The 25,305-nt window shown below is 46.9% G+C and carries 23 protein-coding genes; 9 read left to right on the forward strand and 14 right to left on the reverse strand.

Going from position 1 to position 25,305, the window contains the following annotated elements:
* Window positions 1–73: 73 nt before the first annotated feature.
* Together R7Q09_RS05750 and ppsA are read right to left on the reverse strand one after the other, a co-directional pair.
* The gene (locus tag R7Q09_RS05750; protein WP_005373824.1) at window positions 74–853 is read right to left on the reverse strand and encodes a hypothetical protein; all 780 of its coding nucleotides are present in this window, start codon (window positions 851–853) and stop codon (window positions 74–76) included.
* A gap of 170 nt (window positions 854–1,023) precedes the next feature.
* Window positions 1,024–3,396, reverse strand: coding sequence for a phosphoenolpyruvate synthase (gene ppsA / locus R7Q09_RS05755; RefSeq protein WP_047102763.1), 2,373 nt, complete (start codon window positions 3,394–3,396; stop codon window positions 1,024–1,026).
* A 251-nt stretch (window positions 3,397–3,647) separates the two neighbouring features.
* Between ppsA and R7Q09_RS05760 the strand changes: the two genes are divergently transcribed.
* Window positions 3,648–4,484 (forward strand): pyruvate, water dikinase regulatory protein, encoded by an 837-nt coding sequence (locus tag R7Q09_RS05760; protein WP_005373820.1) that lies wholly within the window; start codon window positions 3,648–3,650, stop codon window positions 4,482–4,484.
* 76 nt (window positions 4,485–4,560) lie between these two features.
* Here R7Q09_RS05760 and ansB read toward each other — a convergent pair whose 3' ends face one another.
* Window positions 4,561–5,625, reverse strand: a complete 1,065-nt coding sequence (gene ansB, locus R7Q09_RS05765; protein ID WP_064369398.1) for an L-asparaginase 2 — start codon at window positions 5,623–5,625, stop codon at window positions 4,561–4,563.
* 371 nt (window positions 5,626–5,996) lie between these two features.
* Entirely contained in the window at window positions 5,997–7,253 is a 1,257-nt protein-coding gene (locus tag R7Q09_RS05770; protein WP_318070597.1) for an adenylosuccinate synthase, read from the reverse strand.
* Between the two features lie 105 nt (window positions 7,254–7,358).
* Between R7Q09_RS05770 and R7Q09_RS05775 the strand changes: the two genes are divergently transcribed.
* From R7Q09_RS05775 to R7Q09_RS05785, 3 genes are all read left to right on the forward strand, one after another.
* Window positions 7,359–8,228 (forward strand): LysR family transcriptional regulator, encoded by an 870-nt coding sequence (locus R7Q09_RS05775; RefSeq protein WP_086047533.1) that lies wholly within the window; start codon window positions 7,359–7,361, stop codon window positions 8,226–8,228.
* A 19-nt stretch (window positions 8,229–8,247) separates the two neighbouring features.
* Window positions 8,248–8,640: a ribosome recycling factor family protein gene (locus tag R7Q09_RS05780; RefSeq protein ID WP_017819813.1), complete on the forward strand. Its 393-nt coding sequence runs from the start codon at window positions 8,248–8,250 to the stop codon at window positions 8,638–8,640.
* Between the two features lie 77 nt (window positions 8,641–8,717).
* The gene (locus R7Q09_RS05785; RefSeq protein WP_017633575.1) at window positions 8,718–9,332 is read left to right on the forward strand and encodes a LysE family translocator; all 615 of its coding nucleotides are present in this window, start codon (window positions 8,718–8,720) and stop codon (window positions 9,330–9,332) included.
* 92 nt (window positions 9,333–9,424) lie between these two features.
* Here the strand turns inward: R7Q09_RS05785 and R7Q09_RS05790 are convergent, their stop codons facing one another.
* From R7Q09_RS05790 to doeA, 6 genes are all read right to left on the reverse strand, one after another.
* The gene (locus R7Q09_RS05790) at window positions 9,425–9,946 is read right to left on the reverse strand and encodes a DUF2058 domain-containing protein (protein WP_086047532.1); all 522 of its coding nucleotides are present in this window, start codon (window positions 9,944–9,946) and stop codon (window positions 9,425–9,427) included.
* A gap of 172 nt (window positions 9,947–10,118) precedes the next feature.
* The gene (locus R7Q09_RS05795; protein ID WP_318070598.1) at window positions 10,119–11,522 is read right to left on the reverse strand and encodes an aspartate aminotransferase family protein; all 1,404 of its coding nucleotides are present in this window, start codon (window positions 11,520–11,522) and stop codon (window positions 10,119–10,121) included.
* Window positions 11,523–11,563: 41 nt separating this feature from the next.
* Window positions 11,564–13,084 (reverse strand): NAD-dependent succinate-semialdehyde dehydrogenase, encoded by a 1,521-nt coding sequence (locus R7Q09_RS05800; RefSeq protein WP_213965405.1) that lies wholly within the window; start codon window positions 13,082–13,084, stop codon window positions 11,564–11,566.
* Window positions 13,085–13,239: 155 nt separating this feature from the next.
* Window positions 13,240–13,719 (reverse strand): Lrp/AsnC family transcriptional regulator, encoded by a 480-nt coding sequence (locus R7Q09_RS05805; RefSeq protein ID WP_005387046.1) that lies wholly within the window; start codon window positions 13,717–13,719, stop codon window positions 13,240–13,242.
* Window positions 13,720–13,843: 124 nt separating this feature from the next.
* Window positions 13,844–14,851 (reverse strand): N(2)-acetyl-L-2,4-diaminobutanoate deacetylase DoeB, encoded by a 1,008-nt coding sequence (gene doeB, locus R7Q09_RS05810; RefSeq protein ID WP_318070599.1) that lies wholly within the window; start codon window positions 14,849–14,851, stop codon window positions 13,844–13,846.
* 54 nt (window positions 14,852–14,905) lie between these two features.
* Window positions 14,906–16,093: an ectoine hydrolase DoeA gene (gene doeA, locus R7Q09_RS05815; protein ID WP_005373780.1), complete on the reverse strand. Its 1,188-nt coding sequence runs from the start codon at window positions 16,091–16,093 to the stop codon at window positions 14,906–14,908.
* Window positions 16,094–16,364: 271 nt separating this feature from the next.
* On the opposite strand from doeA, the gene R7Q09_RS05820 reads away from it, so the two are divergent.
* Entirely contained in the window at window positions 16,365–17,798 is a 1,434-nt protein-coding gene (locus R7Q09_RS05820) for a PLP-dependent aminotransferase family protein (RefSeq protein WP_080996739.1), read from the forward strand.
* 20 nt (window positions 17,799–17,818) lie between these two features.
* Here the strand turns inward: R7Q09_RS05820 and R7Q09_RS05825 are convergent, their stop codons facing one another.
* Entirely contained in the window at window positions 17,819–18,841 is a 1,023-nt protein-coding gene (locus tag R7Q09_RS05825; protein ID WP_170896895.1) for a helix-turn-helix domain-containing protein, read from the reverse strand.
* Between the two features lie 131 nt (window positions 18,842–18,972).
* Here R7Q09_RS05825 and R7Q09_RS05830 point away from each other — a divergent pair, with 131 nt between their 5' ends.
* From R7Q09_RS05830 to R7Q09_RS05840, 3 genes are read left to right on the forward strand one after another with little or no spacing between them, the layout of a single operon-like run.
* Window positions 18,973–19,734: an SDR family NAD(P)-dependent oxidoreductase gene (locus R7Q09_RS05830; RefSeq protein WP_054702561.1), complete on the forward strand. Its 762-nt coding sequence runs from the start codon at window positions 18,973–18,975 to the stop codon at window positions 19,732–19,734.
* 40 nt (window positions 19,735–19,774) lie between these two features.
* On the forward strand, window positions 19,775–20,287 hold the full coding sequence (locus tag R7Q09_RS05835) for a 2,4'-dihydroxyacetophenone dioxygenase family protein (protein ID WP_023585584.1): 513 nt from the start codon (window positions 19,775–19,777) through the stop codon (window positions 20,285–20,287).
* Window positions 20,288–20,291: 4 nt separating this feature from the next.
* Complete coding sequence (locus R7Q09_RS05840; RefSeq protein WP_170896896.1) at window positions 20,292–21,350, forward strand: zinc-binding dehydrogenase; 1,059 nt, start codon at window positions 20,292–20,294, stop codon at window positions 21,348–21,350.
* An 82-nt stretch (window positions 21,351–21,432) separates the two neighbouring features.
* Here R7Q09_RS05840 and R7Q09_RS05845 read toward each other — a convergent pair whose 3' ends face one another.
* Both R7Q09_RS05845 and grxB read right to left on the reverse strand, forming a co-directional pair.
* Window positions 21,433–22,557 carry an alkene reductase gene (locus R7Q09_RS05845; protein WP_318070600.1) on the reverse strand — a complete coding sequence of 375 codons (1,125 nt, stop codon included), beginning with the start codon at window positions 22,555–22,557 and terminating at the stop codon, window positions 21,433–21,435.
* Between the two features lie 10 nt (window positions 22,558–22,567).
* The gene (gene grxB, locus R7Q09_RS05850) at window positions 22,568–23,197 is read right to left on the reverse strand and encodes a glutaredoxin 2 (protein WP_085569174.1); all 630 of its coding nucleotides are present in this window, start codon (window positions 23,195–23,197) and stop codon (window positions 22,568–22,570) included.
* A 198-nt stretch (window positions 23,198–23,395) separates the two neighbouring features.
* Between grxB and R7Q09_RS05855 the strand changes: the two genes are divergently transcribed.
* Complete coding sequence (locus R7Q09_RS05855; RefSeq protein WP_064369389.1) at window positions 23,396–24,331, forward strand: LysR family transcriptional regulator; 936 nt, start codon at window positions 23,396–23,398, stop codon at window positions 24,329–24,331.
* Here the strand turns inward: R7Q09_RS05855 and R7Q09_RS05860 are convergent.
* Entirely contained in the window at window positions 24,284–25,195 is a 912-nt protein-coding gene (locus tag R7Q09_RS05860; RefSeq protein ID WP_318070601.1) for a LysR family transcriptional regulator, read from the reverse strand. The genes R7Q09_RS05855 and R7Q09_RS05860 overlap by 48 nt on opposite strands.
* Window positions 25,196–25,305: the final 110 nt, after the last annotated feature.

The following is a 25,305-nucleotide window of genomic DNA, read 5'->3' on the forward strand; positions in this document are numbered from 1 at the left end:
GAATCATATCCCCGTTAACTTATTGATAAGGGTGCATAACAACGGTTTTATTTAAGCGATTAGTTGCTATGCATTACTGCGAGTTAGTGAGCTCTTCGTTAACCCAATATTTAGAACCAGACACGTTAGCATCGATGAGCAAACCTTTAGCGTTCAACTGATAGACGGCGACGCCGCTGTTAAATTGTTTTGAAAGTTGCTCTGAATCTTCGCCCGCAACAGCAGAGGCTTCACTTGTGGCCTCCCATCCTTCGTTGACGAACGTATCAAAGTCTTCTTTGCTCTCAAACAGAACCACTTGTTGGTAAAATTTGCCGCCAGCCCCAAGTGCAACGCCCAAACCAAACATATTCATATAAGTGCGTTCTTCTGTTTCCTTATTCACTGCGACTCCTGACCCTGAGTTGGTGTGAAACAGCAAAGATAATTTGCGAGAATCAAAGACCGCGTAGCCGTACGCGTTGTCGTAAATAGCTTTTGCCTCCGGCTTTTCATTAAATAACTTGAGCAAAGCGCTATCTGCCATTAAGTCCACGGCTTGGCGAGCTTCTTCTGGCGTATCGCCTTCCATCAGCTCATCAATTTTTTTGTCGGCAGCATCTATCCATTCTTTGCTCTTCTCGATGCTGGCTTCTGTCCATTCGCCTGCGGTATTGATCGCTTCCTCGGACCAATTCGTGAAATCTTGCCACGCTTGTTTTGAAAACGCTTTGGTGTCGTCCCAAGCATCTTGTGCAGTATCAGAAACTGCGTCGCCAAGCTCAGACATTTTATTGGAAATTTCATCCCAATCGGCATAAGCAGGGGATGCCAGGAGCATCAATGTAGTAAGGAGTGCGATAGGCTTTTTCATCAAATTCTCTCTGGAGTTATCGATATACCATTCATTTTAGGTCATCAGACTTTGATAATGAAATTGACTAAATGACGAACTTGAGAGAGGAATCACGAACTGATTGTGAAATGACGTGTGAATAACAAAGCCCTCACAAGGGGAGTGTGAGGGCTAGAGTTTATCGTGTGTTACTTGCTGCTAACTTTACCGAGTTTTAACCAAGTATCGATAACCGTATCTGGGTTTAGTGATACAGAGCTAATACCTTGATCCATTAGCCATTCCGCTAGGTCGTCGTGGTCTGATGGGCCTTGACCACAAATACCAACGTATTTGCCTGCTTTTGTTGCCGCATCAATCGCCATCTGAAGCATCACCTTAACCGCTGGGTTGCGCTCATCAAATAGATGTGCGACATCGCCAGAGTCACGGTCAAGACCAAGCGTTAGCTGAGTCATGTCGTTTGAGCCAATCGAGAAGCCATCAAAGTACTTCAAGAACTCATCGGCAAGGACCGCGTTGGATGGCAGTTCGCACATCATGATGACTTTAAGACCCTGATCGCCACGGCGCAGATCAAACTTCGCTAGCAAATCAATCACTGATGCTGCTTCGCTTGGTGTACGCACAAATGGGATCATGATTTCAACGTTTTTCAGACCCATTTCGTTACGAACGCGTTTGATTGCTTGAGTTTCTAGCTCGAAGCAGTCTTCAAACACTGGAGAAATGTAACGAGACGCGCCACGGAAGCCCAGCATTGGGTTTTCTTCATGCGGTTCGTAGGCTTTACCGCCAACCAAGTTGCTGTATTCGTTAGACTTAAAGTCAGACATACGAACAATAACGCGTTTCGGCCAAAATGCCGCAGCAATGGTTGCGATACCTTCTGTCAGTTTGCTTACGTAGAAATCGATAGGATCTTTGTAACCACGAATACGCTGAGTGATTTCTGCTTTTAGCTCATCGCTTTGTGCATCAAAGTTAAGTAATGCTTTCGGGTGGATACCAATCATCTTATTGATGATGAATTCAAGACGAGCAAGACCAACACCTTCATTTGGAATTTGTGCGAAGTCAAACGCACGATCAGGGTTACCCACGTTCATCATCACTTTTGTTGGTAGCAGTGGCAGTTCATCAACAGAAGAGCGTTTTACATCAAATTCAAGTTCACCTTGGTAAACGTAGCCCGTTTCACCTTCAGAACAAGATACGGTCACGGTTGCACCATCGGTTAACTTGCTTGTCGCATCGCCACAGCCAACGATTGCAGGAATACCAAGCTCACGAGCGATGATGGCTGCGTGGCAAGTACGGCCACCACGGTTGGTTACGATTGCAGATGCTTTTTTCATCACTGGTTCCCAATCTGGGTCAGTCATGTCTGTAACTAGCACGTCACCTTCTTGGACTAAAGACATTTGGTCCAGAGAGTCAACCAAGCGAACCACGCCTTTACCGATGCGCTGACCGATTGCACGACCTTCAACTAAAACATCCGCTTTGTTTTGTAGCTCGTAGCGCTCAATCACGTTTTGTTCCGTTTGTGAACATACGGTTTCAGGACGCGCTTGAACAATGTACAGTTTGCCATCAATGCCATCTTTTGCCCATTCAATGTCCATTGGACGCTGATAGTGCTTTTCGATGATCATTGCTTGCTTTGCGAGCTCTTTGATCTCGTCGTCGTTCAATGAGAACGTGTTGCGCTCTTCATCAGGAGTATCAACGATATCAACTTGTTTGCCGATTTCTTGGTTATCTGAGTAGATCATTTTGATCAACTTAGAACCAAATGTTTTCTTAACGATTGGGTGTTCGCCTGCTTCAAGCATTGGCTTGTGAACGTAGAACTCGTCAGGGTTTACTGCACCTTGAACGACCATCTCGCCTAGACCCCATGAAGAGGTGATGAAGACAACTTGGTCGAAACCCGATTCAGTGTCTAGTGTAAACATAACACCCGACGAGGCTTTATCTGAACGCACCATACGTTGGATACCCGCAGATAGCGAGATGCCACGGTGGTCGAACCCTTGGTGAACGCGGTAAGAAATCGCACGGTCGTTAAATAGAGAAGCGTAAACGTGCTTAGTTGCTTCTAGTACTGCGTCGATGCCTTTCACGTTCAAAAACGTTTCTTGCTGACCAGCAAAAGAAGCATCAGGTAGGTCTTCTGCCGTAGCAGATGAACGAACTGCGACTGAAAGCTCAGGATTGCCTTCGATCAGTTCTTGGTAATTTTCACGAATTTCTTGTTCAAGGTCCGCAGGGAAAGGGGCCTCTAATACCCATTGACGAATGTTTGCACCTGTCTTACGCAGAGCTTCTACATCTTCAACGTCTAGTTCATCGAGTAATTGGTGAATACGCTCATCCAAACCTTCGTGGTCAAGGAATTGGTTAAACGCGTATGAGGTTGTCGCAAAACCATTTGGTACAGAAACGCCTGCGTTTGCTAGGTTAGAAACCATTTCGCCAAGTGAAGCATTCTTACCGCCGACTTTGTCGACATCATCCATGGATAGGCCATTGAACCAGAGGGTGTTCTTTTGCATGTCTTTCTCCAGAAACATTGCAGCTTAGTAGGGGGACTTAAATCGATCTAAACAATCGCATGTTGGCTGTTATTACACGTTGACCATACATTGCTTCATTTAGATTGATATCAAAGGCAAACGATTACGTTCTGGCTGAAAAAAATTCAAAAGAATTTTTAAAGCTGTGGTGAACCTAACTGAAAGCCAAACTGATTTATTAATATTATGTGTACCATCCTACTCAAAAGATTTTGAAAAATTAAACAGAAATGCAAATAAATAACCAAAGTCGTGATGTATTCTATGTTTCTGACGGTACGGCGATAACATGTGAGACATTAGGGCATGTTGTTCTCGGTCAATTTCCGTTCATTCCTAACGAAAAAACCTTTCCGTTTGTAGAAAGCCAGGACAAAGCTACTGACGTAGTCAAAGAAATTGAAACTTCCTACCAGCGCAATGGCGTCAAACCTCTGGTCTTTTTCTCAATTGTCGTTCCAGAAGTACGTGAAATGCTGCTTGAAGCGCCAGCATACAGTTACGATGTGTTGGAGAGTATTGTGCAGAAAGTGCAAGACGACATTCAGATGGCACCAAAGCCTAAGTTGCAGCGTTCTCGCAGCGTGGGGAAAGATTCCGACACCTATTTTGACCGTATTGCGGCTATTGAATACACATTGGCGCATGATGATGGCATTACGCTAAAAGGGTTGGAGCAAGCTGATATTATCTTACTTGGCGTGTCGCGCAGTGGAAAAACGCCGACTAGCTTGTACATGGCGATGCAATTTGGTTTACGTGTTGTGAACTATCCGTTCATTGCGGAAGATGTGAAGATGATGCGTTTGTTGCCTGAATTTGAGATCCATCGTCATAAGTTGTTTGGGCTGACGATCGATCCCGAGCGCTTGACTGAAATCCGTGAGAATCGTTTGTCTGGAAGTGATTACGCTAGCACAGAGCAGTGCAAGCTGGAGCTAGACACTGTTGAGGCGTTGTTTAGAAGAGAGGCGATCCCATATATCAATACGTCCTCTCTGTCTGTTGAGGAAATTACTACGCGTATTCTGGAAAAAGCAGGAATGAAGCGTCGCTTGTTTGGCTAACAAGAGACGCTCATGTCGCTATGTGTAAGAGGAGGCAAGGTGTGTACCTCCTCTATCGAATGAACCTTAGACAGAATTAATAGTATTGGAACATCTTTTGGATGTCTTGATAGTTTTTGGTCTGAGTCAGTGACAGCATCAGTAAGATACGTGCTTTTTGTGGGTTCAATGTACCAGCGGCAACAAAGCCGTATTTTTCGTCATCAATTTCAGCATCCAAAGTGGTTGAGCCGCTAGGCGTTCGGGAGCTTCTTACAACAACAACGCCATCTTTACTCGCTTTCTCTAGCTCATCAAACACAGTGTGGTACAAGTTACCATTACCGACACCAGCACTTACGATGCCGTCAAACTTCGCATCCACAAAGGCTTTCACTGGCAAATTGGAGGCATTTGCATAGTTATAAACAATACCGACCTTAGGCAACTTAGTAAGCTTTGATACATCGAATGGGGTTTCTGTCGTATGTTTACGCTCTGGGCTTCGTTGATATTTGGCATCGCTATTATGAATGTAGCCGATAGCACCAAAGTTGGGTGACTGGAAAGTGCTGACGGAGGTTGTATTGGTTTTTGTCACATCTCGCGCATCGAAAATCGTGTCATTCATTGCGACTAGCACGCCACGTCCTTCTGAATCTTCATCGGTGGCTGTTACGACTGCATTGTATAAGTTGACTGGTCCATCAGCACTCATTGCGGTGGAAGGACGCATTGCACCAACGATCACGACAGGCTTTTTGCTCTTGACGGTCAGAGCAAGGAAGTAAGCGGTTTCCTCTAACGTATCCGTACCATGAGTAATGACGATGCCGTCAACATCATCTTGAGCGAGTAGCTCATTAACTCTTTTCGATAATTTTAGCCACACTTCATCATTCATATCTTGTGAACCGATACTGACCACTTGCTCTCCAGAAATATCGGCAATCTTGGTCATACTCGGCACCGCAGAAATCAATGATTCAACGCCGACTTTACCTGCTGTGTAGTTTGACTCGGTTGCAGATTGACCTGCGCCTGCTATGGTGCCGCCAGTGGCAAGAATTTTAATGTTCGGAAGATCGGATTGCGCGAAAGACAAAGAACTAAGGCACAAACCAAGGGTTATCGTACTGAGGCGGAAAAGATTTTTCGTCATGGGAATCACCTGCTGTTAGGTTGGATGTTGGGGAACTCATCTATCCTAAAAACAGTGGGTTAGATTTTTTGAGTACTAGTTCAACAAATTGCAGATGAAGATCGTGATCAACTAATCACTTAAAGAATATTAAATCAACCAGTTAACCTAATTGGCGTGCTTCTTTAACAAGTGAGATGTGCTAGTAACGTGCACAACGTGTTAAGTCCTATAATTTATTGATTTATAAATAAAGGAGGTAGGAGTCTCGTGATGAGGTTATTAAACATGAATTTAGCCGTGCAATTTTCCAAAGTTTACAGTGTAAAAAAAAAGCGGCTTTACCCCGGAACAGATAAAAGCCGCTTGCCAATGATGTGTTAATTCACATCTTATCGCATAATCATTTGTTCACGACCAGGACCCACAGACACCATTTTTACTGGTACGCCCATGAGTTCCTCAATGCGTAGAACGTATTTCTGTGCTGCTACTGGAAGCTCTTCAAACTTACGACAACCAGTGATGTCCTCGCTCCAGCTTTCCATCTTCTCGTAGATTGGCGCAAGAGAGGCAGTTTGAGGCCAGATTGGGTTTTCGCTGTGGTCGCCTTCGTAGCCAACACAGATTTTCAGATCGTTAAGGCCAGTCAAACAGTCTACTTTCGTTAGTGCAATTTCAGTTGCGGCTTGCAGTTCAACGCCATTTTTCGTAGCGACTGCGTCGAAGTAGCCCATGTCGCGTGGACGACCCGTAGTTGCACCGAACTCGCCAGCAAGTTCGCGGAAAGCGTCTTGCTCTTCCATTGCAGTGATCAACGTACCAGTACCCACTGATGAGCTGAAGGCTTTTGCAACCGCAATAACGCGTTCAGGACGAAGTGCCGGAAGGCCACTACCGATACCCGCGTACATTGATACAACGTTAGAAGATGTTGTCCAAGGGTACTCACCGTAAACAAGGTCACGACCCGCGCCAAGCTGCGCTTCGAACAATAGAGTTTTGCCTTTCGCTTGTAGTTCTTTTAGAGGAAGCGTTACGTTGCAAATTGAATCGCGCCAAGGTGCAGAGACTTCTAGCAGCCAGTTCGCCAGTTCTTCAGCGGTTTGTTCAAACTCGAACGTCGGGTAAAGTGCACGCAGTTGCGGCAGTTTCCAATCCATCATGAATTGAAGGCGTTCAACCAATACTTCTGGTTGCTTCAACCAACCAACTAGGATGCCTTTCTTCATTACGCGATCACCGTACGCAGGTGCAATACCTTGGCGAGTTGAACCGTATGCTTTGTCGCCTAAACGTTGTTCTTCTAGCGTATCTTCTAGTGCGTGTAGAGGTAGACACAGTGTTGCGCGATCAGAGATGCACATATTCACTTTTACGCCCGCTTCTTCAACTTCCGCAATCTCCTGAGACAGCAACGCAGGGCTGATAACCATACCCGGACCTAACACTGCCAAACAGTCTGGGTTGAATACGCCACTTGGTAGCTGGTGCAGCTTAAACGTACCTAGATCGTTAACCACGGTGTGACCCGCGTTGTTACCACCTTGGAAACGAATGCTCGCAGAAGCTTGCTCTGCCAAAAAGTCAACGATGCGGCCTTTGCCTTCATCACCCCAGTTTGCACCCACAACAACGATAGACGACATAATTTAATCTCCAAAAACAGATGCAAAAATCTTAAGACGTTCGCCATAATAAGAGAAATTAATTATACTCATTAACTTGATAAGAATCTCATATCGGAATTGGCAATGTTAGATTTGAACTGGCTGCGAACCTTCGTAACTCTTGCAGAGGTAAAACACTTTGGTAAAACAGCGACGGAACTGCACATGACGCAGCCGAACGTAAGTTTGCATATCAAGCAGTTGGAGCAAGCCACGCGCACGAAATTGATTGAGCGAAATCCCGTGCAGTTGACGCAAGCGGGGAAGCGTTTGTTAGCTACTGCGCAGCGGATGCTCAATGAGCTGAAAATTTGTCAGTCAGATCTCAATGCCATCAACGATCTTACGCAGGGGACGCTTTCTATTGCGGCGAGCGATATTGTTTCACGTTTACTGCTTATCAAACCATTTCAGCAATTCAAAAGTGAATATCCGGGGATCGACTTGGCATTGTTCAACACCACATCTTCTCAAGCGGTGGATTTGGTGAAAAGTGCGCGTGCCGATATCGGCTTTGTTATCGCACAAAAAGAGAGTCAACCGCTGCATTTTACGCCTCTCACGCAAATTCACTGGTGTGCGTTTGGCGATAACATTTTTGAGTGGCAAGACAATCGAAAAGAGAGCCAGACGCTGATTCTACTAGGGCACGATACTCGAACCCGAGAGCTGATTGATGCGTCTTTACCTGAGCTAAATCTGCCTAAGCATCGCGTGATGGAAGTGGGCAGTGTGGAAGCACAAATCGACTGGGCGGAAGCGGGATTTGGGACTGCTATTGTGCCGGATTTCTCGCTCGATCCGAGATTAAAGCTTTCTCGTGAAGTTACGCCTTTGCCAAGTTTTCCAAACACTGATTTCGGCTACATCGTGCGTCAAAATCAGGTGTTGTCCAAAGCGGCAAAACAGTTGTTGGCTTGGGTTGGCGAGAATGTGTCGGTGGTTGAGGGCTAAGGCGATGAAAGAAAAAGCCATGAAAGAAACGAAGATTACGATTTCGCTCCCATCCTTGATTCACCGTATTGGGGGCGACCATGCCAAGCGAGCGAAAACACTCGCAGCAGAAAAACAGTGCGATCTTAAGCGAATTAGACGATCTCGTCACTGGCAAATCTCGGGCGAGGCTTTGGATGTAAAAGCGTTTTTAGAGCATCTCAAAAACGAAGAAGCAGAGACGATGCGATTTGCGATCAACAAGATCGAACAAGCTCTACTTGCTCACCAAGACAAATTGGAACCTTTGGACGTGAAGTTGATACGTTTGGTGAGACAAAACCCAAACATCACCCTAGCGGAGCTGATGGCTGAAACGAACTGCACGTTAGTTCAAGCTCGCACGGCACGATTTGATGCTGAGTTGCTTTAAGATCGGTTTGTGGTTTACTCACTTTATTAACAGATGTTAGGGTACCGATCAAAATCACTCACTAAGACCATTTTATTATGGATATTTGGCAGCTTCTCCTTTTTATTCCTGCTTGCTTCGCTCTAAATATGGCTCCAGGCCCAAACAATTTATTGGCAATGAATAATGCGCGTTGTTACGGCTTTAGGGCCGCGTTTACGGCCAGTTTAGGCAGAATTGCTGCTTTTTCAGCGATGATTGCGTTGTCTGCATCAGGTCTGGCTGTGATTTTGTATACGTCAGAAATGCTATTTTTGGCAATAAAGTTGGTAGGAGCGCTGTATCTACTGTGGATTGCGTTTAACCTTTGGCGTTCAGAGTCCAGCCCGATCTCTGACTTGGACAATTCGCGCAATTACGCAGGACTTGCGAAGCAAGAATTTACGCTTGCTGCTGGCAACCCGAAAGCGATTCTTATTTTTACTGCATTCTTGCCGCAATTTGTTGATGCCAATGCTAACGTTCAAGAGCAGTTTTTTGCCCTTGGCTCCACGTTTTTGATATTAGAAATGGTCGCCATTTCAATCTATGCCATCTTTGGTTTGTACTTGAGACACTGGTTTTCAAATCCCAAAATGGCGAAACGTTTCAATCGCGGATGTTCGTTGTTTTTAGCTGCATCAGGGGCGAATTTGCTACTAAGTAAGCAATAACAAAACATCATCTCTGTAGATTATTTTTCTATAAAAAAGCCGCTGATGTTACATTAGCGGCTCTTTTCGTTGATGCATCGATTAATTTATTGTTACCACATCAAATCGTCAGGCACGACGAAATCTGCGTATGGATCGTCTTCTGCTGGAATGTCCGATTCAGGTTCTTTTTGTTCGATGATGACGGACTCATCACGTTGAGCAATTTTATTCGCTACTCCACGTGGAATGACAACATAGCTTTCACCAACAATTGCGATTGCCAAAATACCTTTGATCAACTGCTCGCGGATAAGTGAATCTACATAAAGTGATTTCACTAGCGTACCGTGAGTGAAGTTGTATTTGATGTCGCCATCTTTTAGCTCGATCTTGTTCATCTCAATCAATTGATTGATCTGCGCTTTGATCTCTTTGTTTAGTCGCTCAGCATTTTGCTGCTCGCTCAATTGTTTATCACGCTCTAACTGTTGGCGTTTATTCTCTTCAACCGCCGCTTTTACTTCGCGTGCTTGAACGCGTGATTTTTTAGAGCCTTTCTTCGCTTTCTTTAGTTTCTTTTCATTAACTAAGCCAGCTTTCAGCATTTGTTCTTGAAGGGTAAGTTTTGCCATGTTTTATCCAGTTAGTGCGCAATTTTGGGCATTTTACCCACTATTGCCACTTGTAGTAAATAATAGTGCTTTCTATGGGTCTAAAATGTTTGGTTGGCTTGTTATCTCTTTAATGGAAAGTGCAAAGCGGGCCTTCTCCAAAGCCCGCGAGCGTTACTGAAATCTAGGTGGGTTATGGCTGCCACTGTTTAGATGTGACAAGGTTATCCATCACTTTGTTTACCGCTTGATGCGCTTTGTCGACAATGGTGTCTATATCGTTACGGTTCGCGATAAGCGGTGGAGCAAATCCGAGGATGTCACCATGTGGCATGGCGCGAGCGATTAAGCCTTGCTCTAAACAGGCAGCCGCGATTTGCGGGCCTACTTTCAAGTTTGGATCAAAGTGTGCACGGCGGAGCTTGTCTGAAGAAAACTCCAACGCATGCAACAAGCCAACGCCACGAGTATCACCGACCAATGGATGATCGCTAAACGTCTCCGCCATGCGTTGCTGCAAGTAAGCGCCGACTTCGGCCGCGTTTTTTACCAAGCCTTCACGTTCAATGATATCGAGGTTGCAGTTCGCGGCTGCCGCTCCCATTGGGTGACCAGAGTAGGTATAACCGTGTCCGATAGCGCCCCATTGGTCGGTGCCGTTTTCTAGCACACTCCAAACTCGTTCACCGACGATCACGCCAGACAGCGGTTGATACGCTGAGGTTAACCCTTTCGCTACCGTGATGAGATCTGGTTTCATGTCGTAGTGCAGTGAGCCAAAATCGGAGCCGAGGCGACCAAAGCCACACACCACTTCATCCGCAATCAAGAGTACATCGTATTTGTCGAGCACTTTGCGAATCGCCTGCCAGTACCCTGCTGGTGGTGGCACAATACCGCCAGTACCGAGCACTGGTTCTGCAATCATTGCTGCTACCGTTTCTGGGCCTTCTTCCAAGATCATCGCTTCGAGTTGATCTGCGCAATATTGAGAGAATTCGAGCTCAGACATACTCTCGTCTTCACGGCGATAATAATATGGCGCGATGGTGTGTTTGATACGCTCAAGTGGTAAATCAAAATGGGCGTGGAACAGCGGCAAACCTGTCATTGAACCGGACGCGATACTTGAACCATGGTAGCCGCGGTCACGCGAAATGATTTTTTTCTTCTCTGGTAGACCACGAGCATTGTTGTAATACCATACCAACTTAAGTTGAGTTTCGTTCGCGTCGCTGCCTGACATGCCGTAGTAAACTTTGCTCATGCCTTCAGGCGCCATTTTGATGATGCGATCTGACAGTGTCACGAGCGCTTCGTTCGTATGACCGACGTACGTGTGGTAGTACGCCAGTTCTTTGGCTTGCTCATAAACCGCATCGGCCATTTCGGTCCTGCCATAGCCAATGTTTACACAATACAACCCGGCAAAGCCGTCTATCAGCTCGATGCCTTCTGAATCGGTGATGCGTATTCCGCTTCCGCTCGAGATAATTCTTCCCGGAAGCTCCCCGGCCGCATACTGCTTCAGGTGGGTTGAGGCATGAAATACTCTCTGACGATCGATCTCTAAAAGTTGTTGGGTTTTGTTACTCATGATCCTTCTCCTCGAATAATTGGATATCCATATTTCGTGCCTCAACTGCCACTGACGGTTGGTAAAGCGCCTAAGCAGCAGTATTTGATTTCGCTGTATTCTTCAAATCCGTGACGGCTTCCTTCTCGTCCAAGACCAGACTGTTTCACGCCGCCGAATGGGATAGGGTGCCCTGTCATTTTGACGGAGTTCACGCTCACCATGCCAAACTCCAAACCGCGCATGCAGTGCCAAATTTGGTGAATATCGTGACCATAAACATAGGCAGCTAAGCCGTACTCAGTGTCGTTGCTCATTTCAATCACGGTATCTAAGTCTTGGTAAGGCAATACGCCTGCCACAGGACAAAAATTCTCTTCGCGATACACCGCCATTTCAGAGGTTACATCGGCTAGCAATGTCGGCGCGAAGAAGTTTTCGCCTGGTACGGGCTGGTGGTATCCCGCTACCAATCGCGCGCCTTTGTCGAGCGCGTCACGCACCAAATCATGCGCTTTATCCACCGCAGTGCGATTAATAAGTGGTCCCATGGTGGTTTTTTCGTCTAAGCCATTGCCCAAAACGATGTGGCTCATTTCTTTGGCAAACGCTTCCAAAAACGCTTCGTACTTATCGTCAGGGACGAAAATACGGTTTGCGGCCAAGCAGTCTTGTCCTGCGGTTTGAAACTTCGCATCCACGGCGGCTTTGGCTGCTTGCTCGATATCCATATCTGGCAGCACGATGAAAGGGGCGTTACCACCGAGTTCCATACTGCACTTCTTCACGGTTTGTGCCGCGTCGCGTAGCAATAGTTTGCCTACTCGAGTTGAGCCTGTGAACGAGAGCGCTTTGACTTTATCGGAGTGACACAAGGTTTGTGACACCATCACCGCATCGCCAGTGATCACGTTAAAGACACCAGGTGGAAAGCCAGCTCGGTCTGCTAACTCTGCCAACGCTAACGCAGAAAAAGGCGTTTCACTGGCGGGCTTAATGAGCACCGGACAGCCTATTGCTAGTGCGGCAGCGGCTTTGCGTGTGATCATGGCATTAGGAAAGTTCCATGGCGTAATCAGTGCTGCGACACCAATCGGCTCGCGCACGGTTGATAGCTGCGCATTCGGAATATGACTTGGGATGGTTTCGCCATAACAGCGGCGTGCTTCTTCGGCAAACCAACGAACAAAGGATGCGCCGTAGTCAATCTCACCTACAGCATCACCTAGTGTTTTTCCTTGCTCCATCACCATCAAATGGGCAAGATCTTGCTTTGATTCTAGAATCAGGTCGTGCCAACGCATGAGAATTTCAGCGCGTTCTTCTGCTTGCATTTTTCGCCATTGACGAAAGGCTTGGTCGGCTTCATCAATCGCTTGATAGAGTTGTTGCTGAGATAGCTTAGTGATGTAACCGATGACCGTGCCATCTGCTGGATTATCCACCGGATGAAATTGATCACCACTTACCCATTTGCCATTTACGTACGCTAAACCTCTCACCAAACGTACGTCTTTCATTATCGCCATCATGTCGTGCGAGGCTTTTAATTCTTCAGCGTGTAAGCTGTGCAGTGCTGTCATGAGTCCTTCTCCCAGCATCGTTGTCCATAATGAAACTGTAATGGAGAAGTGACCGAAATAATTTCTGATACCGAGGTTTAAAACGTCAGAACTTTCTTTTTAGTGCCGTTAAATATGGTGTTTTTTCTGTTCACGCCTGATGCGCATTTTCCCTTTTATAACAAAGCGTTTTGGTTTACTTCGAATGTGCCCGCATCACGTTTGATTGTTTTTGTCACAATGTAAGTAAAGTAGCGCTCAATGCCCACATCTGAGTCTAACCAGTTGTCGATAAGCCGCTGATATTGGTCGATATCTTCTGACTGAATTTTAAGGATGTAATCGATACCACCGCCCGTGGCATAGCAATCAGTGACTTCTGGTGAATGTTGAACCAGTTGCTCGAAGCGTTTGAACGCTTGGGCGTTGTGTTCTTTGAGTGTAACTTCAACCATAACCGACGTTCGTTTGAACAAAATATCGGTATTTACTTTTGCTCCGTAGCCTTCAATGATGCCTGCTTCTTCCAGTTTTTTGACACGCTCCCAGCAAGGGCTCACGGATAGGTTGATGGCCTCGGCAAGGTGAGATTTGGTGATACGACCATTATCATGAAGTATTTGTAGAATTTTTACGTCGTAGCGATCGAGGCGCATTATGAGTCTCCCTGTTGAATACTAATCATTTCATGAAAGGCTGATGACTGGTCGTTGTTATAAGGTGCTTTCCAGTTTGCTTCTGGTATGCCATTTGTTTTGATTTCTTTAGTTGGCTTTTCAATCAGCCTATCTCGCCGCAGTCTTCGGCTATAACTGCGATAGTTTCACCGATATTCACCATAGCAGGAAAACGACGTGCCGCGAAAATACCATTGCGCTGTGACTTGTACTCAACGGGGGCGGTACCTGTGCGCTCGGTCGAGAAGATTCTCACTAATACATCTCCCTTTTTGACGGTATCGCCAAGATCAAATAAGTATTCTGTGATGCCCTGGTGCTGGCTTTGCACATAACAACTTGCATCAGGCATATCTAATAACTTAGTTGGTTGGGTTGGTTGTTCGTAGTCACCGGGCAAGTTGCCTGAGAAGCGCAAGAAGTTGCGAATGCCACGGTCGGAATAAGCGATGGTTTCTGGAGTGCTGGTTCCGCCTCCTCTGAGTTCGGTGGTAACAAAGATTTTTCCCTGAGACTCCACGGCAGTGTCATACAGGCTGGTGGCGTCCATTTCGAGCAAGATCATGGTGTAAGGTGCGCCAAACAGTTTTGCACCTAATATGCAGGCTTCTTCTTGATCGAGATTGTCGAGACGATGGGCAGCGGCGAACGGCACGATATCTAACGTTTTACCACCTGAGTGAATGTCTAACGCAAAATCGCACTTAGGAACTAGATAACGAGTAAAATAATCCGCAATTTTCTCGGTCACTGTGCCTATGGGGTTGCCGGGAAAGCTGCGATTTAAATTCCCCTTATCGATAAACGACGTACGTGAGGCATTTTGTACCGCAGGTAAGTTCATCATGGGTACAATAATGACACGACCTTGGATTTGATCTGCCTGAAGCGAGTTCGTCAATTTTAGCAGGCTGGTGATGCCTTCGTATTCGTCTCCGTGATTACCGCCAGTAAGCAGTGCGGTTGGTCCGTGACCATTTTTGATCACGGTGATAGGTATCATAATACTTCCCCAAGCGGAGTCGTCATGTGAATAGGGCAGCGTTAAAAAGCCGTGCTGTACACCTTCTCGGTCAAAGTCTATGGTGGCTGTGATCGAGCTTTTTTGCATATCAAGTCCTTTTAGTTCTCAGACCTAGCTCAACAGAGCCTGAGGTTTGAAAAATTAGTGTTTAACAAATAAGTGGCGTGGAAAGTCACACAGCGTTTTTGCTCCATCATGGGTAATGACGATACTTTCCGTTGTTTCTAACCCCCAATCTTTGAACCACAGCCCCGGCATAAAATGGAATGTCATGCCTTCTCTCAAGATGGTTTTATCGGTGTCTCGCAAACTCATGGTTCGTTCCCCCCAATCTGGTGGGTAGCTCAAACCTATTGGGTAGCCACAACGGGCACCTTCGCGTGAGAATCCCGCTTTATCGAGAACCTGGTTTAGTGCATTGGCGATGTCGGCGCAGGTATTTCCGGGCTTTGCCACTTTCAAGCCCGCTTCAAGTCCTAGAGTCAGGGCTTCGTCGGCTCGTTTGAACTTGTCGTCAGGCTCGCCAAGAAAAATAGTGCGTGAGAGTGGGCAGTGGTAACGGCGGTGCGCCCCTGCGATTTCAAAAAACGTCCCTTCGCCTTTCTTGAAGGGTCTGTCATCCCAAGTCAGGTGAGGTGCGGAAGCATCAGAACCTGATGGCAAAAGCGGCACAATCGCGGTGTAATCGCCAAAGTGGTCTTCATGCCCGAGCACGGCTTGGCGGTTAATCTCGGCAACAAGGTGGTGTTTCGGTAATCCTGGTTCAATCATGTCGAACGCGACGCGGTGCATATTTTCAACAATGCGAGCGGCACGGTACATGTATGCCAGTTCTTGATCGGATTTAACGGCGCGGCACCAGTTGACTAGTCCAGTTGCATCGAGAAGTTGAGCATTCGGTAGGTGCGTAGTGAGTGATTCGTAAGCGGTGGCGCTAAAGTAATAGTTATCTTTTTCTACACCGATGCGACCACGATCCCAAAGGCGCGGAGCCAGTACGGCTTCGACCAGGAAATCCATCGGGTGTAGCGGCGGATTCATTACATAATGGTCTGGATAGTAGGTGATGTTTTCTGCCGACATATACGCAGTCCTGTATGCTCCGTTGGCATCTTGGCAGCGTCCAAACCAAACTGGCTCATCAGATGGACCAACAACGACACATTGTGGCACGTAAAAAGACCACCCATCATAGCCTGTCAGCCACGCCATGTTAGAAGGGTCATGAATGATAAGGACATCCAATTCTCTTTCTTCCATCGATTGCCGAACTTTCGTTAACCGATCCTGGAACTCATCCAGTGTAAAATGCAAAGCAACGCCTCTCATATTTTCTCCTTGTTAGAAATCCGACGCCTTATGGGCCTTCGGAGACGCTGAGGTATTTCTACCTTCTACCAGCTAGCCAGATCTGCGTTAAAAATGATTGCAATTTACCTCTGGGGTTGTATTTGGATTGAACGATGCTGTTTAACATGTTTGTTTAACCCATACATTTCATGTCAATCATTACAATTGTGGTTTATTTTTGTGCATTTCACCTCGTTTTGTGAGTTAAAGTTCGCCATTTGTTAAATAGAAGTTACAATGAGCGTTAAAAATGAATCAATTAAAATATTGTGTCATGACAATTTCTTTGAACCCGATCATTCGGCCAGGCACCGCTAAATACATCTCCATTGGTAACTATCTTGTCGAATGTGTCCGCAGTGGTTATCTAAAACCGGGAACTCGATTACCCACACATCGTGAGTTTGCAGAGCAAATTGGCGTCAGCGTACAAACGGTGAGCCATGCATATGGTTATGCAGAGAAAAAAGGGGCGATCGAGTCTTGGGTTGGAAATGGTACTTTTGTCAAATCAGGTTTTGTGGATGAAAGTACGGACACGGAGTTCATGCTGACACAAGAGATGAAAGAAACGCCGGATGAAATTGATATGTCGATTGCACATCCAGTGGTGACCGATCGCCACATTACGCTTTTTAATCAGGCGTTAATGGAGATTGCTGGGCAAACAAACAATCGTGGTTTGATCAGTAAAGCAAAGCCGGTAACAGGTCAGCCTCATCATATTGAGTCAGGAGCACGATTTCTAAGTAGCCAAGGGTTGGATGTGGGTGCCGATCAAATATTACTCACAAATGGCGCATGCCATGGTTTAACGTTGGCTTTAAGCACAGTTGTTGAACACGGCGATTTAGTTGCTTGTGGTCACTTGGTTGATCATGGCTTGATCTCTCGCTCGAGAATGCTTGGATTTAAGTTGCAACCACTTGAAATGGATGAGTTTGGTATAACGCCGGATGCATTTGAATGGGCATGTAAACACAAACCAATCAAGGTATTGTGTTGCACACCGAGCATGGCTAACCCGACTAGTGCGCATATGGATGTTGAACGCCGAGAGGCGATAGCGAATATTGCGCAGCAATACGACATCTATGTAATTGAAGATGACGTGTATGGAGCACTAGAACCTAACCGTGTCCCACCCCTTGCCACATTGTTACCCGAACAAGCTTTCTATGTCACCAGTTTAACCAAAGTTGTAGCGCCAGGCATGCGCACTGGCTATCTGACGGTCCCACGTCATTTTCTGCAGCACGCGATTGGTCGTTTAGCGGCTACGAGTTGGTCTGCGACTCCATTACCATTTGAAGTCGCTCATTTGTGGATCGAAAACGGTACGTTAAATCGACTTATTCGCTTTCAAGTCAATGAGTTTGCTAAGCGACAGCGAATAGCAAAAGCCGCTTTAGAAGGGCATGTTTATAGCTCGCACCCGAATGGACAGCATATTTGGTTGAGACTACCCGAGCAGTGGAATAGCGATGACCTGGTTGCTTCGGCTAAGCGTTCAGGGGTGCAGATCACGGGATACAAACCGTTTGTTCTCGATACTAATCAGCCAATGCCTTACGTGCGAATCAGTTTGGGAGCAGAGACTAATCGAGGCTACATCAAACACGGGTTATCTGTGATTGCTGAAATTCTCGATACCAACCCTCCCACCTCACACTTTTTGGTCTGAGCGATAGGTTATCTATGCTTTTAACTGATGGGCTTAAACGTTTGTAACTGAGTTTTTTCTTGTCGCCATCGCCTTGGCGATTTTCCCGTCCAGCGACGAAAGTGGCGGCTGAAGACCGCAGTTTCTGCATAGCCCAGTTGCAACGCGATATCGGTAATACTCTGAATATTCTCATGCAATCGCTGTTCGGCGAAATCCTGACGCACTTGTTGTAAAAGCTGCCGATAATTTGTGCCCTGTTGTTTCAGCTTGTTTTGCAGCATTCTCGGATGCAGATCCAATGCTCTTGCAACGCGCTCAACGCTGCATTCTCCGGTTGAGAGCAGACGGCCAATCATGTTTGCTGCTTGGTCACTGAGATTGTTGGGGTAACGAGTTTGCAGCTCTTTGAGGTGCTGCTGAAAATGGCGCTCTAGTGCGTCTTCATCTTGGTGGTTCTTAGCGTTAAGCAGACTCGCTTTAAGTAGGATACCGTCAAACTTATCACCGAAACGCAGTTTGTTCTGCTGGGCAAATTCGCTCTGTTCTGCCTCGAAGCTTGCGTGTTGGGTAAGGTGTAAAGTGAAGTAGCTCGCTTCAATATCAAGTAAGCTCGCAACAAACATGGCTAAGTGCGACACACTGAGCTGCATCAGCTGTGCGATACCTCGTTCGCTGTGCACATCAATATTGAGCGACAACCGTACCCAATCATCTTGTGGGGTCATGTTGAGAGTGACTCCTGACGAATGCAGATAGAGAAAATCATTCACCCGCGCCAAGGCTTCACCGACCGTTTGCGCCCGGGAAACCAGCATTGGCAAATCGCCCAAACTTTGCAGGTTTTGGCGCTCGGCGAGTAACGCACCAAACAACGGCTGCTGACAACGAGCAGCCGCTTCCTCCAGCAATTCAGCCAACCTTGGATAAGCGAGATAGGTATCGGGGTCGCGAAATTGCGCCGCAGACAGCCCGACGGCAGCCATAATTTCAACCGGATTCTGCCCTAGTTCGGAAACCAAGCTATCAAATTTATCGGCGGCGCCACTTCTTACGATATGCATGTCTCGATTTTCAAATGTTAACAACTTGTAAATCGCAATATATCAAATTTACTTCGCAAAAGGTCAAGTGAGTGTCAATGAGTTGATCTAAGTTACATTTTGATAACAACAACACATGGACGAGAAGCCGTATGGAACTTATCAATAAAACCGCGATTGTCACCGGCGCTGCGGGTGGAATTGGCCAAGCCATTATTCACAAACTGCTGGAACAAGGCGCGAAAGTACTTGCTGTCGACATTTCCCCTCAATCACTGAATGTGTATCAAGACTTCGATGCAGATCAGCTACGAACATTTGTTGCGGACGTCACCGAATACCAAGAAGTGGAAGCCATGGTCAAGCATGCAGCCGAACAGTTTGGCTCGCTCGATATCATGATCAACAACGCGGGCATCGGCGCCCCGAAACCTCTGCTTGACCACGACCCAATTGCCGATTTTGAGCCGATCTCTAAGGTCAACCAAAATGGCGTTTACTACGGCATTCTTGCCTCTGGAAGACAATTCCAAGCGCAAGGCACGCCGGGCGTGATCCTCAATACTTCTTCTGTTTACGCACGAATGGCGTCTGAGATGACCTTTACCTACAACGTCAGTAAAGCCGCAGTCGATATGATGACCAAATGCGCCGCATTAGAACTCGCACCATTGGGTATTCGTGTTTGCGCTGTCGCTCCGGGACGCGTTGATACTCCTATGTTAAGGCAATACGAAGAGATTGGCCTGTGGGACCACATCCGCAAAGAACAGATGCGTCAAAACTTCACACAACCAGAAGAGATTGCTGATGTGGTGGCGTTTCTGGTCAGCGAGAAAGCCAACTGTATCAACGGTTGTACCATCAGCGCATCTGACGGTTTCGAGAATTTTAAGTACCCACTTATGGGATAGGCGAGTACGCCACATTACAGCAATAGCGAGGATGTAAGTTATGTCATTACCAGAAGTTATTCAGCACCAAGATTTCTTATTAACTCTTAATACTAATGAAGAGTCGATCATCGAAGACGCGTTACCGGGTGTGGATGTTTACCCGTTGTTTCTTGATCCAGAAAACGGGACTTGGGTGGTTCGCGCCAAATTCAAACCGGGTATCACTCTGCCTAAGCACTACCACACTGGTGTGGTGCATTTCTATACCCTGAGTGGCGCTTGGCACTACATCGAGTATCCGGACCAAGTCCAAACCGCTGGCAGCTACTTATATGAGCCGGGCGGTTCAATTCATACCTTCCACTGCCCTGAAAGCTCAGGCGGTGCCGACGGATTTATGGTGATCCAAGGTGCCAACATTAACTTTGACGAAGAAGGTAACTTCATCAACATCATGGATGCAGGTTGGATTGAGCAAGTTGTTATTGCAACAGCGAAAGCACAAGGCTTTACCGCGCGTTACATCAAACCGGGTGCGATTGCTGGCCTAAGCGATGAGCTAGCGGAGTAACCCCATGCAACAGATGAACAGTATCGTAATGCAAGATGGTAGTGTCCGCCTGAAGCAAGTCGAAATCCCTAAACCTGCAGCGGGACAAGTGTTGGTTCGCAGCCTTGCCTGTGGCATTTGTGGCTCCGACCTTCACATTACTCGACACGCGGATGAGGTATTTGATGTATTCCACCAGCTCGGGTTGATGCCTGATGAAGCCGGTGAGCACGCTCAAGTGATGTTGGGGCATGAGTTCTGTGCGGAAATTATCGAATACGGTGCCGATACGCAGCAAACGTTGTCCGTTGGTAGCCGAGTCACCTCAGTGCCGATGTTGCTCAGCCAAAATGGCGCGGGCGTTGGTGTTACTCCGGGTACTTATGGCGCTTACTCTGAGTACTTCCTGCTTGATGAAGCGTTATTGCTACCTGTGCCAGACGGAATGCCATCTGAGGCGGCGGCACTGACTGAACCACTGGCGGTCGGTTTGCACGCGGTCAATCGCAGTGAAATCGAGACGGAAGAAACAGCGCTGGTTGTCGGTTGCGGTCCTATAGGGCTGGCTGTGATTGCTGCACTGAAACAACGTGGCGTCAGCAATATTCTTGCGGTCGATCTTCAGGAAGAAAAGCTGCAACTTGCCAGCGAGTTTGGCGCAAATCGATTGATCAACCCGACCAAGGAAGACGAGATCGCCGTTGGTGAGCAGTACGCGATGAACTCACATCTGGTCATTTATGAATGTGTGGGCAAGCATACCTTGATTGACGATTTTATGCGCCGCGCCCCTGCCCGAGCGCGAATCGTCATCTCGGGTATCCATACGACACCCGCAATCATTAACTACGCGTACGCAACGGTAAAAGAGCTCGACTTGAGATTCTCTTACTACTACCAACCGCACGAGTTTGAGCAATGCCTACAAGCGATTGCCGAACATAAGTTGCCTTGGCAGAAAATGCTCACTGCCAAAGTAGGGATCGATGGTGTGGAAGATGCGTTTAGACAGTTAATGACTCCCAACGACCACATCAAAGTGGTTATCGAACCTTGGCGCAGCGGCGCGTTAGAAGTGATTTAACTCTTAGCCAGATTTAGCTAGCTAAAACCAATTTTAGTTTGGTGACAGCCCCAACCGTAGCAGCTAGGTTGGGGCTTTTTTGTTAGGCCTGTTCTGCGCATTCCTGTTGCAGAGCAGGGTAATCGGTGTAGCCTCGTTCGTTTCCGCCAAACAACGTTGAGCCATCGAGTTCTGCCAACGGATGGTGATGTTGCAAGCGAGAGACTAAGTCTGGGTTTGCTACGAATGGCCGTCCGAATGCGACAAGATCCGCGTAGCCTTTCTCTAACACTTCGTTTGCTCGTTGAGGATTGTAGCGACCTGCGACAATGATAGCGTTGCGAAAGCGCTTTCTAAGTTCGATTCGAAACGTCTCTGGAATCGTTGGTGCATCGGCCCAATCGGCCTCGGACAAGTGCAAGTAGGCAATGTCGCGCTCCTGTAGCTGTTTTGATGCCTCTAAGATCGTTGGCACGATATCTGGGCAGTCCATATCTTTAAACGTAATAAATGGTGCCAATCTCACTCCAACTCGATGCGCACCAACAGCGGCGATAACTGCATCCACTACTTCGATAAGAAAACGGATACGATTTTCTCGTGAACCGCCGTAGTTGTCTGTTCGATGGTTTGAATTGGTTCTTAAGAACTGGTCTATCAGATACCCATTCCCGCCGTGGATTTCTACACCATCAAAACCCGATTCAATGGCGCGTTTGGCTGCGTTCGCGAAATCACCGACAACTCGGTTGATATCCGCTTGTGTCATGGCGCGAGGCTCAACACAATCGACCATATTGCCGTTGCCTTGTTCATCTGCAATCCAAACTTGCGTCTCTACCGGAGCGAGCGCAGATGGTGCGATAGGCTGTTCACCATTTTGGAATGTTGGGTGAGAGACTCTGCCCACATGCCATAGCTGACAAAACATCGCTGCGCCTTGTGATTTGACCGCTTTGGTCACACCTTGCCAGCCCGCCACTTGCGCATCGGTGTAAACGCCAGGGGTGAACGAATAGCCTTGAGAATCGTCCGAAATTTGTGTGGCTTCGGAAATGATCAGCCCGGCAGAAGCGCGCTGTTGATAATACGTTGCCATCATCTCATTCGGGATGTTGCCCGGCTGAGTGGTGCGTGCGCGAGTCATTGGTGCCATGACAATACGGTTTTGTAGTGACAACGATTTCAGTTGAGCTGGTTCAAACAGCTTATTTGTTCTTTGTTTCATGTTGCGCTCCTCAGATAAGCACTGGCACGTTGGTCGCTTTACGAGCGCTTGCCATCCAGTGAAGTACGGCTGGATCCCATTGCACTTCGGAAGCACTGAAGAAACCGCGCAAAATGGAGAACATAATGGCTTGATCAACCAGTGATGTTTGCTTTTCTGAACTTAGGTTGAGCAAGGGTTTGGTTTGTTCTATCAAAGCGGCGACTTCTTTCGCAATCGCAGGTGTATCGTTAATCAAAGCTTCAAAATTTAACGCTTCGGTTTCTTTTTTTGCACGCCATGCTTGTTTCGCGGTTTCTGTTGCAAATTCCGGTAACGTCATGTTTGACCAACGCGGATACCCGACTTTTTGTAGCGGTAAAAACGCTTTTTTTTGCCAGTCTAAAACCGGTGTTGAGGGTTGGCTGCTTTCATTGGAAGATGCCAATTCAAGGAAGTAGTTGATGATGTCTAAGCTTTCCGCCATGGCTTCACCATCGTCTTTGATCAAAAGAGGAACTTGTTTGGCGCCGATGATGTTTGTGGTGGTGCTCTCGTCGTCATAAGCAATGTTGACGACGTCGAGCTGAATATTCAGCATGCCTGCAACAAAACGGACGCGGGCGCTAAAGGGGCAATGTTCATAAATGTACAGTTTCATGTTTTGTTTCCTATCTCTGGCTGGGCAGGGCGTGTTGTTGTGCGTTGTACAGCGTTACGGCGTTTAACTTTGCCCTGTCACATAACGTTCTGGGTCTAAACAATGTCGATAGGGTCAGTATATGGATTCGATTTAATTTGATAATTGGGTAATATCTGAATTGATTATTCAGTTTTTCCAAACAACAAGGGCGCGAAGATGGATAAGTTTTCGGATATGACGTTGTTTGTCAGCATCGTTAAACATCAAGGTCTGGCAGCGGCGGGAAGGGAGTTAGGTTTGTCTCCGGCGACGGTAACGGCAAGGCTGCAAGCGATAGAAGAACGCTATGGCGTAAAGCTGCTCAACCGAAGCACACGCCACGTATCACTGACAGACGCAGGGGCAATGTACCATCAAGCTTGTCTGAACATCATTGATAGCGTGAAAGAGACGGAAAACTTACTGCAAACGGGTATTTCGGAAGTGCGCGGAACGTTGAAAATTTCAGCTCCACGAGATATTGGCAAACAAATTATTTCGCCGATGGTGTCGGCTTTTTCTGAGCAATATCCGGATGTGACGCCTTATCTTTATCTTAATGATAATTTATCGAACTTGGCTGAATCGGGGCTCGATTTAGTGATTCGTTACGGTGAGTTAGCGGACAGCAATCTCATTTCGCGCAAGCTGGCGTCGAGTCAACGTGTGCTGTGCGCGTCACCTGATTATTTGTCGAAGCAAGGTATCCCAAACTGCCCACAAGATCTCGCGGATCATCGCTGCTTAGCGATGGTGCGCAGTAATGAAGAATTAAAAACGTGGCACTTTAAAGATGAAGAGTCTCACCAATCGATTACGGTCACGCCAAAGCGCTTTTCTGATGATGGTGAAGTGATTCGACAATGGGCGTTGGACGGTGCGGGGATTGCGTTGAAATCGATTTTAGATATTCAGCAAGACCTAAAACAACAACGTTTAGTAACGGTTTTGGATGGGTATATGAAAAACTTCAGCGCCTTTTCGCAAGGCGCTGAAGCGGATTTGCATGTCATTTATCAAAGCCGCCAATATCAACCGAAACGAGTTCGCCTGTTTTTGGACTTTCTAGTTGAGCAATTTAGCGCGCTGAGTGATGCCAGCAATCAGATCTAGATGCGATTCCGAGGTTTCTCGGCGGTGGCGATAAATCCCGACGGTGCCAAGGTTTGGTTCGTTTTCCATGGTTAAGCATCGTAAACCAAAAGATTCCAAATACGGTTGCAGATGGCGGGTATAAGACATCACCGCGACGCTTTCTTTCAGTACATCAATGCTGGCGAGCAGAGAATCCACTTCGTAAGTCGGTCTGTCATCCAGTTGCTGCCTTTCGCGTTCATTTTGTTTCGGGATTGGGTTATCGATGACGTGAGCGAATTTCTTCGCGTCATAAGTGACCGAAAGAGCAGGGTATTCGTGCAGCATCTCTTCGGTGACGGTTTTACCTAGCAGTGGATGGTTTGGGGAAACAAAATAGGCATCACCCGTTTGAAATAGCGGAATAAACGTAACATCGCATTTAGACGACAAGCCGACAATCTCGTGGCCGATGAAGAATTCAATCTGTTCGTTGATTAATGAATCCATCAAGCCTAAGTGGTTGCCAAATTCGACGTGTGTAGATGCCGATGGCTGCTTGGTCAGATGTTCATTGAGTGCTTGTTTGACTAACAGCGGCCACCACGCATCGCCAGTACCCATTTTAATTTTTCCGACTTGGTACTGTTTCCGTTCATCAATGCTTTGCATCATTTGGTTGTATTCATGCTGCATCGCGTTGCTATGGCGATAGAGGATGCGTCCGTATTCGGTCAACACCATGCCATTAGGGTGACGTTCAAACAGCGTTACGCCGAGATTCTCTTCCAGCTTCTTTAAATTGCTTGTTACCGTTGGCTGGCTTAACCCTGCCATTCTTGCCGCAGCGCTGATGCTTTGGCAGCGTGCAACCAGTAAAAATTGCTGCAGAGATTTGTCCATTTTCTTTCCCCTCTAAGAACGAGGGGTATTTTGCACAATTTCATTTATAAATCACAAATCTGTAATCTCATTTGATTGAAATTATGCGCATTTCATAGATCTACATCACT

It is taken from the genome of Vibrio sp. 2130-1, assembly GCF_033339515.1.